Consider the following 14,158-nt stretch of genomic DNA (forward strand, 5'->3'; position numbering starts at 1 on the left):
ATGTCAATATACCAATGGTTTGTTTTTTTCCTATTCCTCCAGGTAATCCATTTTTTGGGAACATGGAAATTATACCAAAATGCTGGGAGAAAAGCTTGGGAAGCGGCAATTCCTGTTTATAATGCCATTGTTTTAATGAAAATCATTGGTAGACCAACTTGGTGGACTATACTGCTTTTTATTCCTATCATCAATCTTATAATGTTTCCTGTTATTTGGGTTGAAACATTAAGAAGTTTTGAAAAAAATTCAAATTTAGATGCTTTTTTAGTCATTATTACTTTAGGGCTTTATATCTATTACATCAATTATACACAAAAATTAAATTACAAAGCAGAAAGAAACTTAACCCCAGAGAATAAAACTTCCGATACCATTAGCTCCTTACTTTTTGCTGTCATTGTTGCCACTTTGGTTCACACCTATATTATACAGCCCTTTACGATTCCGTCTTCTTCATTAGAAAAAACATTATACGTTGGCGATTTTTTATTTGTGAGTAAATTAAATTTTGGAGCAAGAACTCCTATGACTGCTATTGCGCTGCCTATGATGCATGATTCAATCCCGTTTTTAGGAGTTAAATCATACCTATTCAATGATGATATTACAAAAAAGGAAACTTCTCTTTTAAACAAGTTTCAATTACCCTATTTTAGATTCCCTTCGATTGAAACGATTAAACGCAATCAAATTGTAGTGTTTAATCAACCCGCGGATACTTTATTGGATATGGATAATTTTAAACCAACAAGAAATTATTACAAACCGATTGACAAAAAAACAAATTTAGTAAAACGCTGTGTTGCTATACCCGGAGATTCTTTGGAGATTCGTGAAGGGAACATTTACATCAATGGAAAACCAAGTAAATTACCCGAAAGTGCTAAACTCCAATATAACTTTTTTGTAAATACTCAAGGCACGAGTATGGATCAAAGTTCCCTAGCAAACAGGTATGGCGCCAGAGATGGTTTGAAGGATGGGAATGGAGATTTTGCATTGACCAATAATGGAGAATATGTATTGACATTAACCGATAGCGAAGCAAGCAGAATAGCGAACAATCCTGTGGTTAAAGGTGTCAAAAAGTATTTACTTCCAAAGGGAGAAGATGGAGATGTATTTCCTCATATTCATTCATTAGGATGGAACATAGACAATTTTGGGCCAATTTATATTCCAAAAAAAGGAGAGACGATTAAATTAGACAAAAAAACACTACCCTTTTATAAACGCATCATACAGGAATACGAAAAAAATACATTACTCGTTAACGGTGACAAAATTGTAATAAACGGAAAACCAGTTAGGAGCTATACTTTTAAACAAGATTATTATTGGATGATGGGAGACAATCGTCAAAACTCTTTAGACGCAAGATTTTGGGGATATGTTCCTTTTGATCATGTAGTTGGCAAGCCTGTATTCATTTGGTTTAGTTGGGATAAAGATGGTAAAGGAATTCAAAAAATAAGATGGAATCGAGTTTTCTCTTTCGTAAATGGAAATGGAGAGCCTAAATCTTATTTAATTCATTTCTTAATTGCTCTTGCAGCCTTTTTTGTTGGAGAGTATTTTTGGAAAAAAAGAAAAGAGAAAAAAGTTAATTAAAAAAAGTTCAAAGTTCAAGGTTTAAAGTTAATCCCAACAACCTTAAACTTTTAAACCTTAAACAAATCAATAAATGAACATCTTAATTCATCCCTCCTATTTCCCTTCTATAAGTCATTTTGTAGCCATGGCTCAATCTGACAATATTACGTTTGAAATGGAAGATAATTTTCAGAAGCAAACCAATCGCAACAGAACCTACATTTATAGTCCAAACGGGATTCAATTATTGAATATCCCTATAAAGCATTCCAATTTAAATCATCAGAAGACCAAAGACATTAAAATAGAATCCGAGTTTGATTGGCAGAAACAGCATTTCAAATCGCTGGAAGCCGCTTATAGAAGTTCTCCTTTCTTCGAGTTTTTTGAAGATGATTTACTGCCTATTTTTCAAAAAAAATATACTTTTTTGATGGATCTCAATTTTGAAACTTTAGAGGTGCTTTCAAAATGTTTGCGAATGAAAATAGAGTTTAGCACCACAACCGAATATTTTCATGAAATAGATCCTGAAATAGTTACCGACTTTCGGTATTTAATAAACGGAAAAAAAGACACTTCTGTTTTTGAAAACTACACCCAAGTTTTTGATGATAAACATGGATTTATAAATAATCTAAGTGTCTTAGATTTATTATTCAATGAAGGAAAGTATGCTATGGATTATTTGAAAAGTCAAGTGCTGATTTAATAAAACTATCGAATTACTTAGAAGAAGATACAAATTTAAAAATTAAACCATTAAGGAATTAAGATTCATTTATAATTGAACTTAATTCCTTAATGGTTATTTTTTTTTTAATAAGTGACTAGTACCATTTCACAGAATAAATTAGTTGTTGAATGTTTTTCACAAACTTTATCCTTTCTGTTCTTTGCGTCTCTGCGACTTTGCGAGCCCAATTTCACGCAAAGGCGCAGAGACGCAAAGTCAATTTTCAATATTTAGACTCTTGGTATGAGTTAAGGACAGTCATATAAAACAATAACACAAAAAACTACTTCATCGATAACTTCGCCATAATGGGATAATGATCCGAGTTTTGAAATTCTGAAAAACTTTCAAATTGCTTGACTTCCATGGTTTCATCGGCAAAAATATAGTCAATTCTGGCGGGATAGTACCTAAACTTATAGGTAGCTCCAAAGCCTTTCCCTGCTTCTTCAAAACTGTCTTTTAGTTTTCCTTTTATATTTCGATATACGTACGAAAAAGCACTGTTATTCATATCCCCACAGATGATAATCGGGTATTTACACTCCTTTTCATGTTCTTTAAAAATAGAAGCTTGCTCTTGTTGTTGCTTAAACGCTTTGCTGATTCGAATAAAAAGGGACTTTGACTTTTGTTGGTCAATGACATCAATGTTCTCCGATATTTCATTTACGTCCGGAGAAATTTTTATGGACTGCAAATGCATATTATACACCCTTACAATATCTTTTCCTTTTTTAATATCAGCAAAAACAACGTTATTATTCGAGTTGGGAAATACAATATTTCCCTGATCGATAATTGGGAATTTAGAGAATATGGCTTGACCCGTTTTTATTTGCTTTCCTTCCATCAAAACATATTTATAACGGTAGACTTTCAAATCGATATTAGCCGAATTCGAAAACTCTTGAATACACAATATATCTGGGTTTTTCTCATTTATAAATTCCAAAATCACATCCGGAATATCATCACGATCCAACCATTTAAATACATTAAATAATCTTACGTTATAACTCATAACCGTAAAATCTTTATCACTTTCTGGAAATTCCTTGGCTGAGAACTTATAAAACTTATTAAAAAAGGTAATCCCTATCAAGAGTACTAAACCGGACAAAACCATGCGTTTCTTAAACTGAATAGCCCAGTACAAAAAGAACAGACCATTCGACAAAAAAAACAAAGGCATAAACAATGTAAATACCGACAATAACGGGAAGATTTTTGGCGCTAAAAACGGAAGCAAATAAGCACTGAATGTTAGCACTATAAGCACCAAATTCAAAACAAACATTCCTTTATTAAACCATGAAAGGTTCTTCATCATCAATAAATTTTATACTTTAATATTACAAAGCTTACGTTAACCAATTAAATTATTCAAATAAAAATACATTATTTTCCGGCTTGAAACAAAAATTCTTTTTCTTCTTTATTCAAGCTATCGTATCCGGATTGACTAATTTTATCTAAAATTTCATCAATTTGTTGTTGTTTTTTGTCTTTTACCACAATTCTTGAAGTTGATTTTTCGACAGGTTTTTTGTAATTTTTATGTACTTTCTTAAAAGGAGTCGATGGCTTTTTAAATCTATTAGCAAAGAAATCTAAAACAGCACTTACTATCTTGCTCAAATCAATTCCGTTTTGAAGTAATTTAATGAAAACAAAACCGAAAAAAGCACCCGCTAAATGAGAAATATGTCCTCCTGAGTTTTCTACTCGAAATTGCATTAAATCCAGAATAAGGATCACAGCGGTAATATGCCATAATTTCACATTCCCAATAAGTAACAATCTGACATTCATCAGAGGGCTATAGGTTGTGACTGCTACTAAAATAGCCATTATCGCGGCCGAAGCACCCACGACTGCACCACTTAAATGCATTAGATTAAAACCTAAAGCAAAAATTAATCCTGCAAAAATCGCACTTAAAATATACAAGCCTAAATATTGCTTTGGACTAAAAAAAGTCAAAAACAGGGAGCTTGCAAAATTCAACACCATCATGTTAAAAAACAAATGAAAAAATCCATCATGAAAAAAAGCATACGATAGAAATGTCCAAGGTTTTAAAAGAAATACAGCTGGTTCTGATGACAATGCAATCCAATTGGGAAAATCAAAAGCACCAACCTTAAATTGATAGAAAAACACCAGGGAAATCAAGAAACAGCCTATATTCCAATAGATCATTTTTTGGGCAATTCCACCTAATTTATATTGTACTTTTAAATCGTCTATGATGTTCATTTTCTAATTTATGAATTATAAAGTTATGAATTATAGAATTACCGCTCAAGGGGTTATGGAATTTAATTCCAACGATTACTATTAAATTGGGTTTTCTTCCAATACCACATCATCAAAAATCCAACCAACGCTCCTCCAAGATGGGCAAAATGAGCTATTCCACTCGAACCACCAAAAAGAGAACCTCCAGAAACACCCAAATATAAATCAATTAATAATAATACAGGTACAAAATACTTTGCTTTCACTGGTATCGGAATAAACATCAAAGCCAATTCGGCATTTGGAAACATGAAAGCAAAAGCAACTAGCAAGCCATAAATAGCTCCAGAAGCCCCTACTACATTCCCCAAATAGGCTCCCATAAAAGACTGAAAATCTGAAGCTGTTAAAACTTCTTGCCATCTCGTGTCAAATTTACCCTCACTTAATACTTTTAAAATTTCAACCTTTTGGTATCCATTGGCTACTAAGGTATTGATTCCATTTTCAAAAAAATAATAATTCACACCTGTATGCAATAAAGCAGCTCCCAATCCGCAGGATATATAAAAGAATACAAACTTTTTACCTCCCCAAAAATGTTCCAATGCCGATCCAAAAGAATACAAAGCAAACATATTGAAAGCAATATGCATAATATTAGGCAATGGCGCATGCATAAACATATGCGTAAAAATTTGCCAAAAATGAAAATCCGGACTTTCGAAAAAATACATCGAAAGCAATTTATAGGCAGGCTCTCCAACGATCATAGAGCCAACATAAAACAGCACATTCATTATTAATAACTGCTTTACTGTAGGTGTAATATTCATCATAATGCAAACTTTTTATCTAAATCTTCCACACGCATGGTGATGAAAGTGGGTTTTTGAAATGGGGAAACATTGGGATCTTTACAGGCAAAAAGACCATTCACTACATTTTCCTGTTCTTTTTCGGTCAAATAAGCACCTGTTTTCACTGCCAAACTTCGGGCCATTGATTTGGCAATAGTATCGTTCTGACTGAAACTGTTTTCTGGAATTCCGTTATGTAAGTCACTCAGTAATTGATCCAAAACTGCAGCCACTTCGCTCTCGGTAATATTTACAGGAATGCCCGAAATCACGATATGATCTGGATTGGACTCCTCAAAAACAAAGCCTGTATTAATCAATGATTGTTGTAACTCTGCAATAAGTTCCATTTCACTTGCCGAATAAAACAAATTGATTGGAAATAACAATTGCTGACTCGATGCATGTTGCACGGTCATATTCACTAGAAATTGCTCGTACAAAACACGCTGATGCGCTCTGTTTTGATCTACAATTACCATTCCCGATTTTATGGGAGAAACAATATATTTTTTATGAATTTGATAGGTTTTATGAACCGCTTGCTCTACTTCATGATCATTAAACAAAGACGATGTAACCTCTTCATTTTCAAAAGCAAACTCATTATTCTCGAAAGTATATTCGTTATTGCTTGAAGCAAATTCATTGCCCCCGGAAACAATACTTGTGTCGTGCTTTACATCAACATACAAACTTTCCCAACTTGCGGTTGGCTCGGCTCTTTTATACGTCGGGAAAAGCTTATTGGGTTTGTCTTCTGCAAAAGGATTGTAATTTCCATCGACTTGAATCGTTGGTATTTCTCCTTCCAAATTTTTATAATGATAAGGCGTATCTAAATTGGCATCACGTTCAAAATCCAAAACGGGCGCTACGTTAAACTGTCCCAAACTGTGTTTTATGGAAGCTCTCAAAATGGCATACATCGCACTTTCGTTATCAAACTTGATTTCGGTTTTCGTAGGATGTATGTTGATATCGATAGTATTGGGAGGTACGGTCAAATACAAGTAATAGCTGGGTTGGGCACCATCTTTCAAAATCCCGTCATAGGCAGCCATAACAGCGTGATGCAAATACGGACTTTTTATAAATCGGTCATTGACAAAGAAAAACTGTTCTCCCCTACTTTTTTTGGCAAACTCAGGTTTGCTTACAAAACCCTGAATATTCATCATTTCCGTATCTTCAATAACGGGTACTAATTTCTCATTGGTTTTTCCACCAAAAAAATTAACAACACGCTGTCTCAAACTCGATGGTGGCAAATTGTACATATCGCTACCATTATGATAAAACGTAAAATGAATTTTGGGGTGTGCCAAAGCCACGCGTTGAAACTCATCAATCACGTGACGGTATTCCACCGTATCCGATTTTAAGAAATTACGGCGAGCGGGTATATTAAAAAATAAATTTTTGACTGCAAATGAAGTTCCTTTTGGTAAAACGGCCACATCTTGAGACACAAATTTACTACCTTCTATAATGATGTGAGTTCCCAACTCTTCCAGCTCCAATTTGGTTTTCATTTCCATGTGGGCAATCGCCGCAATAGATGCCAGTGCTTCACCACGGAAACCTTTGGTATGCAACGAAAATAAATCCTCGGCTTGACGAATCTTAGATGTTGCATGACGTTCAAAACACATACGCGCATCGGTGACATTCATTCCTGAACCATTATCAATTACCTGAATCAATGATTTTCCGGCATCTTTTATGATTAATTTAATATCGGTTGCCTTGGCATCAACAGCATTTTCTAGTAGTTCTTTAACCACAGAAGCTGGTCTTTGCACCACTTCTCCAGCGGCAATTTGATTGGCAACATGATCTGGAAGCAATTGAATTATACTCGACATTAAGATAATTTTAGATTTAGGATTTTAGATTTCAAATAAGGATTAAAACCAAAGAGCACAAATTTAAGGAATTTCCATTGGGTTTTATAGCTTTCCCACTCATAAAAAAAAACCAAAAACACCTCAACAATTCTAAATAACTTTTCATCAATGCAATACCACGAACACACTCTGCCAAAAAACAAAAAAACCTATACCATTTCAGTGAACAGTATAGGCTCTTTTTATAGTAATTTGTGAATCGTGCTTAGTAATTAGCTTTTTACCAATCACTAATAGCGAATCACTTGAAATAATTATTCCTCTATTTGCAAAGGTAAATTTTCGATACGCAAAGCTCCAGCAGACAACAAATGTTGATTGTCAATTTGGTGGGACAAAGAAGCTTGTTGACGAATGTATGCCATTTTTATGGCCGCAATAGCCGCTTCTGTTCCTTTGTTTCCGTGAATTCCTCCACTCCTGTCTATTGATTGCTGCATGTTATCATCTGTAAGCACACAAAAGATAACCGGAACATCTGTTTGCACATTCAAGTCTTTAATCCCTTGGGTTACTCCTTCGCATACAAAATCAAAATGCTTGGTTTGCCCTTGAATCACACATCCAATGGCAATTACCGCATCTACATTTTGGGTTTGCAACATCTTTTTAGAACCATAAATCAGCTCAAAACTCCCAGGAACATTCCAACGGATAATATGATGAGAAGGAACTTCGTTTTCCAACAAAGCAGTAATTGCCCCTTTGAAAAGACCTTCTGTGATGGTATCATTCCATTCTGAAACAACAATCCCAAAGCGAAAGTCTTTCGCGTTTGGGACTGTGTTTTTATCGTAATCAGATAAATTTTTATTTACGGTAGCCATTTTATTTTAGAATTTAGATTTTAGAATTCAGATTTTAGATAATAAAGGTAGAACTTTGAAATCCATAAACCAACAATCCTAAATCATTTTTTACTCTTGTGACAAACCAATCAAACCATCCACTGTAGCAGCTTCTGGAGCGTTTTCAAAATTCTCTTTAATATCTGTAAAATATTTCAATGCATCCGCTTTATTTCCTAAAGCCAATGCTACTTTACCCGCTTTCATTAAGAAACGTGGAGTCGTAAAATCATTTTTGCTAGCTTCAACCGCTTTCAAATAAAAATCCAAAGCTTCTTTTGGTTCATTTTTTTGAGAATACGCATCTCCAATAGCTCCTTTTGCCAAAGCACTTAATATAATATCTTTTGAAGAGAATTTCCCTAAATAAGTAATCGCTTCATCATATTTACCGGTGTTCAAGTAAGCGATACCAGCGTAATAGTTAGCTAAATTTCCTGCAGCTGTTCCAGAATATTCATCAGCGATTTTTACAAATCCGAATTTACCTTCAGAACCATTCAATGCTAATTTATATAATGAATCGCTAGCCACACCGTTTGTCGCTTGTTCAAAATTAGATTGCGCTACAAACATTTCGCTAGCAGCATCTTCTTCTTTAGGGTTAGCAATAAATCTTTGATAAGCAAAATATCCAACAGTAACTAGTGTAATAGCACCAACAACTCCAATTATAATTTTTTGATTTTTAGCAACCCAGTCTTCTGTTTTAGAAGCTGTTTCGTCTAATTTCGAAAAAACTTCAGCCGTAGCACTGTCCTTTTCGTCAATCATTACATTCTCAACTGCATCGTCTTTTACTTCTTTTTCTTTTGGTGCTTTATATCCTCTTTTACTGTAAGTAGCCATTTAAAATTTAATTTAGTGAACGGCAAAAATAAAATTTTTATTCTAATGCACGTAAAAAAAGTTGATTTTATATTAAAAATTAAAAAAATATTTTCTAGAAGCGATTTTATCTACAAAAACCATTCCCAATATTTCAATAATTAGGGCGTGCCACCAGCTAGAAAACAGGGTTATTCCGTTTGTCGTCAAGGCCCTATTTTCTAGCTGCTGTCGGGCTATCCGCCTACAAGGTAGCTTACTCCTATCCCTCACACGAGCCCACGAACGTAGTAAAAAAAACGAAAACACAAATTCCCATCTTTTATATCGATATTTTTCAATAATTTGCACCCTCTTTAAAATAGCCCATAAAAAGGCTTCAAAGCCAACAATTCCAGCAAGACCTTCAGATGTATCTAAAAAAAATATCCCTATTCAATTACAAAAACTTTTCTGAAGCCAATTTTGAATTTGACAGCAAAATCAATTGTTTTGTGGGCAAAAACGGAATCGGAAAAACCAATGTGTTGGATGCCATCTACCATTTGTCGTATGGAAAAAGTTATTTCAATCCGCTTGCTGTTCAAAACATCAAACACGGAGAGGAGTTTTTTGTCATTGACGCCGAATTTGAAAAGAACGAAAGAACGGAACAAATTGTTTGCAGCCTCAAAAAAGGACAAAAAAAAATACTGAAACGCAACGGAAAAGCCTACGATAAATTCTCAGACCACATCGGATTCATTCCACTTGTTATCATATCGCCTGCCGACAGAGATTTAATTGTAGAAGGAAGCGAAACCCGAAGAAAATTTATGGATAGCGTGATTTCTCAACTAGACTCACATTATCTACAACAACTCATACATTATCAAAAAGTAATGAATCAGCGCAATGCTTTATTGAAGTATTTCGCCCTGAATCACACCTATGACAACGACACCTTATCTATATATAATGAGCAACTGACCGAATTTGGCCAATCCATTTTCGAAAAAAGAAAAAATTTCATTGCCGAGTTCATTCCTATTTTCAACTCTCATCATCATAATATAACAGGTTCGCAAGAATCGGTTCAATTGATTTATGAGAGCCATTTATTCGAAAACGATTTGCTGACGCTCTTACAACAAAACATCAACAAAGACAGAATCCTGCAATACACCAGTGTAGGGATTCATAAAGACGACCTCTCTTTTGAAATTGATAGTTATCCGATCAAAAAATTTGGCTCACAAGGTCAGCAAAAATCATTCTTAATCGCTCTCAAACTCGCACAGTTTGAATTCCTGAAAAAACAAAGTGGCGTAAAACCCATTCTGCTTTTTGACGACATCTTCGATAAATTAGACGAAAGCCGTGTGTCCAAAATCATAGAAATGGTCAACAACGACACCTTTGGCCAACTTTTCATATCAGATACCCATCCCGAACGCACGGAAACAATTGTAAAATCAACACACCAGAGTTATACTATTTTTAATTTGTAACTCATATTTAAGATTACTTAAAGATTCAAAAAAGCAAAAATTGCTTAATTTTACACCATATATATAATTCAAAATCACATGAACTTTAAACACCTTTATTTATTCGTTATATCCTTCATTCTGTTTTCTTGCAACGGACAAACATCCCCTGCGATTAAAACCATTGATGTTAAAGCATATTCAGAAAAAATAAACGCCACGCCAAAAGCCCAAATTCTGGATGTTCGCACACCTGAGGAATATGCAACGGGACATATCGAAAACTCCGATAATGTAAACTGGCTTAGCGATAGTTTTGTTTTAAGAACAGACAAGTACGACAAAACAAAGCCCGTTTTTGTGTACTGCAAAATTGGCGGAAGAAGCATCAAAGCAGCCAATAAACTAGCCGAATTGGGTTTTACCACCATTTATAATCTTGACGGCGGAATGCTCAAATGGGAGGCTGCCGGATTAGCGAAACCCGATGACAAAATCATAGGTATTTGCAGTCAGGAATATGCCGAATTATTGAATACCGACAAGGAAGTATTGATTAGTTTTTATGCCCCTTGGTGTGCCCCTTGCAAAAAAATGGAGCCGTATATCCTAAAAATGCAAAAAGAAATGGGAGACAAAGTAGTCATCATCCGATTGAATGCGGACGAAAACAAAACCATCATGCAGGATTTAAAGATCAGTGAACTTCCTACTTTAGTATTGTATAAAAACAAAGCAATAAAATGGCAGAATTCCGGATTTATTAGCGAGGAAGATTTAAAAAAACAATTACTATAATCGGCCTATGCTCTCCAAAGACACCTTACAATTTCTGGAAGACTTAAAAGCCAATAACAATCGTGATTGGTTTCTTGAAAATAAAAAACGCTACGAAGCCGTAAAAAAAGACTACCATCAACTGGTAGCCGATTTTCTTGACGCCATGAAACCGCTCGACCCGTCACTGGAAATACTTGAAGTGAAAAATTGCATGTTCCGAATCAATCGCGATGTTCGATTTTCCAAAGACAAATCTCCTTATAAAACAAATCTTGGAATATGGATTTCTAGCGGCACCAAAGGATGGAGTCGTTCGGGATACTATATTCAGATCGAAAAAGGAGCTAGTTTTGTAGCTGGTGGATTTTATTCGCCAGAAATGCCTGATTTGAAGAAAATCAGAAAAGAAATCGCTTACTTCCACGAGGATTTAGTAGCAATTTTGAAAAACAAAACCTTTCAGGAAGAATACAACGGTTTGGACATTACCGAGACCAACTGCCTTAAAAATGCACCAAAGGATTACCCAAAAGATCATCAGGCAATTGAATTCCTGAAATTAAAAAGCTTTACCGCAAGCCATCAATTCGATTCGAAATTGGCTTTACAAAAAGACTTTGTCTCCGTTATGGCAGCTAAGATGATTACTTTAAAACCATTAAATGACTTTATAAATAGAGCCTTAACTTCCGAATAAACTCAAAGTCAAACCTCTATTTTTATTTATAAAAAAAAATCCGAATGGAAATATTACATCATTTTTCTTTAAAAAGCTACAACACATTTGGCATTGAAGCCAAAGCCCAACAATTTGTCGCCGTTCACACTGTACCCGAATTGAAAAGCATTTTAGAACACAACAAATCAAATAAAAAATTCATTCTTGGTGGCGGAAGCAATATGCTTTTGACAAAAGACATCGAAGCTATGGTAATTCATATCGATTTAAAAGGAAAAAAAATCCTAAAAGAAGACGATGATTTTGTTTGGGTAGAAAGCCAAGCAGGCGAAAACTGGCATGAGTTTGTGCTTTGGACAATAGAACAAAATTTTGGTGGATTAGAAAACATGTCGCTTATTCCCGGAAACGTAGGTACCACACCGGTACAAAACATTGGGGCTTACGGCACCGAAATGAAAGACACTTTTGTTTCCTGTGAAGCGGTGAATATCGAAAACCAAGAAACAAGACTCTTCACCAAAGAAGAATGTAACTTTGGTTACCGAGAAAGCGTTTTCAAAAACGAGGTAAAAGATCAATACGTGATAACCTCAGTTGTTTTCAAACTAACGAAACGCAATCATAAAATCAATACATCCTACGGAGATATTGCCGCTGAGTTAGTCAAAAACAACATTACAAATCCTGCTTTAAAAGACGTCAGTAATGCCGTAATTGCCATTCGAAAAAGCAAATTGCCTGACCCAGCCGAATTAGGAAACAGTGGTAGTTTTTTCAAAAATCCAATACTTTTAAAAACTGATTTTGAAAAAATCCACCAGAAATTTCCTGAAATGAGATTCTTTGACATTTCAGAAACCGAAGTCAAAGTGCCTGCAGGCTGGTTGATTGAACAAGCCGGATTGAAAGGAAAACGTTTTGGAGATGCCGGAATTCACAAAAATCAAGCGCTCGTTCTCGTAAATTATGGAAATGCTACCGGACAAGAAATTTTGAATGTTTCTAAAATTGTACAGGATACAGTTTTTAACACATTTGGCATTCACATTGAAGCTGAAGTAAATATAATCTAGATTCAAAATAATTCAATTCAAAAAAAATGCTGGTAATAAAAATTTCAAATCCAAATGACCCTAGCGCTTATTCTATAATAGAGGAATTATCGCAAAATCTTTATGAAAGATTTGGAAGCGACGGCAAAAACTCTTTTACAGATTGGGAAAACAACAATCCTAAATACCTATTTGTGATAGCCGAATGGAATACTGAAATTGTAGGATGCGGAGCAATTAGACCTCTTTCTGAAAAAACAGGAGAAGTAAAACGAATGTTTGCTAAATACCCCAGAAAAAGCATTGGGCAATCTATTTTATCTTTTTTGGAAACAAAAGCAAAAGAGCTGAATTATGAAGAACTAGTTTTGGAAACAAGAGCAAAAAACGAAGAAGCATGTTCATTTTACTTAAATTCAAATTATATAAAAACACCAAACTATGGCAAATACGCAGACCGCTTAGACGCTGTTTGTTTTCAAAAAAACCTTTAAAAAGCTATAAAGATGTTCATTCCTGATATATACAAAAACGAAGACAAAGACTCCGTCAATAAATTTTTGAAAGAAAATGCTTTCGGCCTTCTGATCAATCAAACCAATGGAAAGTTATGGGCAACCCATATTCCATTAGAATTAGAAATCAATAAAGAAGGTTCAGCAGTTTTGATGGGACATATCTCAAAAGAGAACCCACAATGGACCGCTTTTGAATCGAATGATCAAATTCTGGCCGTTTTTACGGGGCCACATTCCTATATTTCCCCTTCTTGGTACGATCACGAGAATGTTCCCACTTGGAATTACACCGCAGTACATATTTATGGAAAGATTAAAATCATAGAAGGAGATGCCGTAATCGACTCCTTAACCAAATTGGTCGACAAATACGAGCAAAATTCCAAATGCCCTGTTCATGTAGCCGATTTGTCAAAAAAAACAATGATGCAAACCCGTGGCATTGTAGCTTTTGAAATAAAAATCGAAGAAATACAAGCCCAAAATAAAATGTCACAAAACAGGGACGATAAAAATTATACAAACATTATTTCCGAACTTGAAAAGACAAAAAACCCTCAATCTATGGCAGTAGCAAAAGAAATGACAAACTATAGAAAGTAATTATCGATTTTACATTGATAATTCACAATTGG

The 14,158-nt window shown here is 34.6% G+C and carries 14 protein-coding genes; 8 read left to right on the forward strand and 6 right to left on the reverse strand.

All coding sequences use genetic code 11. The features are described 5' to 3' along the window. On the forward strand, positions 1-1,614 hold the full coding sequence (gene lepB, locus DB891_RS08040; RefSeq protein ID WP_116762331.1) for a signal peptidase I: 1,614 nt from the start codon (positions 1-3) through the stop codon (positions 1,612-1,614). A 73-nt stretch (positions 1,615-1,687) separates the two neighbouring features. Next, complete coding sequence (locus DB891_RS08045; RefSeq protein WP_116762333.1) at positions 1,688-2,308, forward strand: WbqC family protein; 621 nt, start codon at positions 1,688-1,690, stop codon at positions 2,306-2,308. Positions 2,309-2,615: 307 nt separating this feature from the next. Here DB891_RS08045 and DB891_RS08050 read toward each other — a convergent pair whose 3' ends face one another. The 6 genes from DB891_RS08050 to DB891_RS08075 form a co-directional block, all read right to left on the reverse strand. Beyond that, positions 2,616-3,662: an endonuclease/exonuclease/phosphatase family protein gene (locus tag DB891_RS08050; protein ID WP_116762419.1), complete on the reverse strand. Its 1,047-nt coding sequence runs from the start codon at positions 3,660-3,662 to the stop codon at positions 2,616-2,618. Positions 3,663-3,733: 71 nt separating this feature from the next. Beyond that, a complete protein-coding gene (locus DB891_RS08055; RefSeq protein WP_116762335.1) occupies positions 3,734-4,594 on the reverse strand; it encodes a rhomboid family intramembrane serine protease in 861 nt (286 codons plus the stop codon). A gap of 62 nt (positions 4,595-4,656) precedes the next feature. Further along, positions 4,657-5,412 carry a rhomboid family intramembrane serine protease gene (locus DB891_RS08060; protein WP_394335991.1) on the reverse strand — a complete coding sequence of 252 codons (756 nt, stop codon included), beginning with the start codon at positions 5,410-5,412 and terminating at the stop codon, positions 4,657-4,659. Continuing rightward, positions 5,412-7,304, reverse strand: coding sequence for a DNA mismatch repair endonuclease MutL (gene mutL, locus DB891_RS08065; protein ID WP_116762339.1), 1,893 nt, complete (start codon positions 7,302-7,304; stop codon positions 5,412-5,414). Before mutL ends, DB891_RS08060 begins: the two co-directional genes overlap by 1 nt. Before the next feature lie 296 nt (positions 7,305-7,600). After that, on the reverse strand, positions 7,601-8,173 hold the full coding sequence (gene ribH / locus DB891_RS08070) for a 6,7-dimethyl-8-ribityllumazine synthase (RefSeq protein ID WP_116762341.1): 573 nt from the start codon (positions 8,171-8,173) through the stop codon (positions 7,601-7,603). A 90-nt stretch (positions 8,174-8,263) separates the two neighbouring features. Next, on the reverse strand, positions 8,264-9,043 hold the full coding sequence (locus DB891_RS08075) for a tetratricopeptide repeat protein (RefSeq protein WP_116762343.1): 780 nt from the start codon (positions 9,041-9,043) through the stop codon (positions 8,264-8,266). Between the two features lie 389 nt (positions 9,044-9,432). Here DB891_RS08075 and recF point away from each other — a divergent pair, with 389 nt between their 5' ends. The 6 genes from recF to DB891_RS08105 all read left to right on the forward strand — a co-directional run bounded on the left by recF (position 9,433) and on the right by DB891_RS08105 (position 14,126). Beyond that, on the forward strand, positions 9,433-10,512 hold the full coding sequence (gene recF, locus DB891_RS08080) for a DNA replication/repair protein RecF (RefSeq protein ID WP_116762345.1): 1,080 nt from the start codon (positions 9,433-9,435) through the stop codon (positions 10,510-10,512). Positions 10,513-10,590: 78 nt separating this feature from the next. Then, positions 10,591-11,289, forward strand: coding sequence for a thioredoxin domain-containing protein (locus DB891_RS08085; RefSeq protein ID WP_116762347.1), 699 nt, complete (start codon positions 10,591-10,593; stop codon positions 11,287-11,289). A gap of 7 nt (positions 11,290-11,296) precedes the next feature. After that, the gene (locus DB891_RS08090; protein ID WP_116762349.1) at positions 11,297-11,968 is read left to right on the forward strand and encodes a DUF2461 domain-containing protein; all 672 of its coding nucleotides are present in this window, start codon (positions 11,297-11,299) and stop codon (positions 11,966-11,968) included. Positions 11,969-12,012: 44 nt separating this feature from the next. Continuing rightward, a complete protein-coding gene (gene murB / locus DB891_RS08095; protein ID WP_116762351.1) occupies positions 12,013-13,026 on the forward strand; it encodes a UDP-N-acetylmuramate dehydrogenase in 1,014 nt (337 codons plus the stop codon). Positions 13,027-13,052: 26 nt separating this feature from the next. After that, positions 13,053-13,499, forward strand: coding sequence for a GNAT family N-acetyltransferase (locus tag DB891_RS08100; RefSeq protein WP_116762353.1), 447 nt, complete (start codon positions 13,053-13,055; stop codon positions 13,497-13,499). A gap of 12 nt (positions 13,500-13,511) precedes the next feature. Then, positions 13,512-14,126: an FMN-binding negative transcriptional regulator gene (locus DB891_RS08105; RefSeq protein ID WP_116762355.1), complete on the forward strand. Its 615-nt coding sequence runs from the start codon at positions 13,512-13,514 to the stop codon at positions 14,124-14,126. The last annotated feature ends 32 nt before the right edge of the window (positions 14,127-14,158 follow it).

Origin of the sequence: Flavobacterium laiguense (assembly GCF_003097655.1) — a bacterium.
Taxonomy (GTDB): Bacteria; Bacteroidota; Bacteroidia; order Flavobacteriales; family Flavobacteriaceae; genus Flavobacterium; species Flavobacterium laiguense.

Excerpts from the sequence above, each read along its gene's own strand:
- mutL (WP_116762339.1), bottom strand. The coding sequence starts at position 7,304 with ATGTCGAGTATAATTCAATTGCTTCCAGATCATGTTGCCAATCAAATT.
- ribH (WP_116762341.1), bottom strand. The coding sequence starts at position 8,173 with ATGGCTACCGTAAATAAAAATTTATCTGATTACGATAAAAACACAGTC.
- DB891_RS08045 (WP_116762333.1), top strand. The coding sequence starts at position 1,688 with ATGAACATCTTAATTCATCCCTCCTATTTCCCTTCTATAAGTCATTTT.
- DB891_RS08105 (WP_116762355.1), top strand. The coding sequence starts at position 13,512 with ATGTTCATTCCTGATATATACAAAAACGAAGACAAAGACTCCGTCAAT.
- DB891_RS08100 (WP_116762353.1), top strand. The coding sequence starts at position 13,053 with ATGCTGGTAATAAAAATTTCAAATCCAAATGACCCTAGCGCTTATTCT.
- lepB (WP_116762331.1), top strand. The coding sequence starts at position 1 with ATGTCAATATACCAATGGTTTGTTTTTTTCCTATTCCTCCAGGTAATC.
- DB891_RS08050 (WP_116762419.1), bottom strand. The coding sequence starts at position 3,662 with ATGAAGAACCTTTCATGGTTTAATAAAGGAATGTTTGTTTTGAATTTG.
- DB891_RS08060 (WP_394335991.1), bottom strand. The coding sequence starts at position 5,412 with ATGAATATTACACCTACAGTAAAGCAGTTATTAATAATGAATGTGCTG.
- recF (WP_116762345.1), top strand. The coding sequence starts at position 9,433 with ATGTATCTAAAAAAAATATCCCTATTCAATTACAAAAACTTTTCTGAA.
- DB891_RS08090 (WP_116762349.1), top strand. The coding sequence starts at position 11,297 with ATGCTCTCCAAAGACACCTTACAATTTCTGGAAGACTTAAAAGCCAAT.
- DB891_RS08055 (WP_116762335.1), bottom strand. The coding sequence starts at position 4,594 with ATGAACATCATAGACGATTTAAAAGTACAATATAAATTAGGTGGAATT.
- DB891_RS08075 (WP_116762343.1), bottom strand. The coding sequence starts at position 9,043 with ATGGCTACTTACAGTAAAAGAGGATATAAAGCACCAAAAGAAAAAGAA.
- murB (WP_116762351.1), top strand. The coding sequence starts at position 12,013 with ATGGAAATATTACATCATTTTTCTTTAAAAAGCTACAACACATTTGGC.
- DB891_RS08085 (WP_116762347.1), top strand. The coding sequence starts at position 10,591 with ATGAACTTTAAACACCTTTATTTATTCGTTATATCCTTCATTCTGTTT.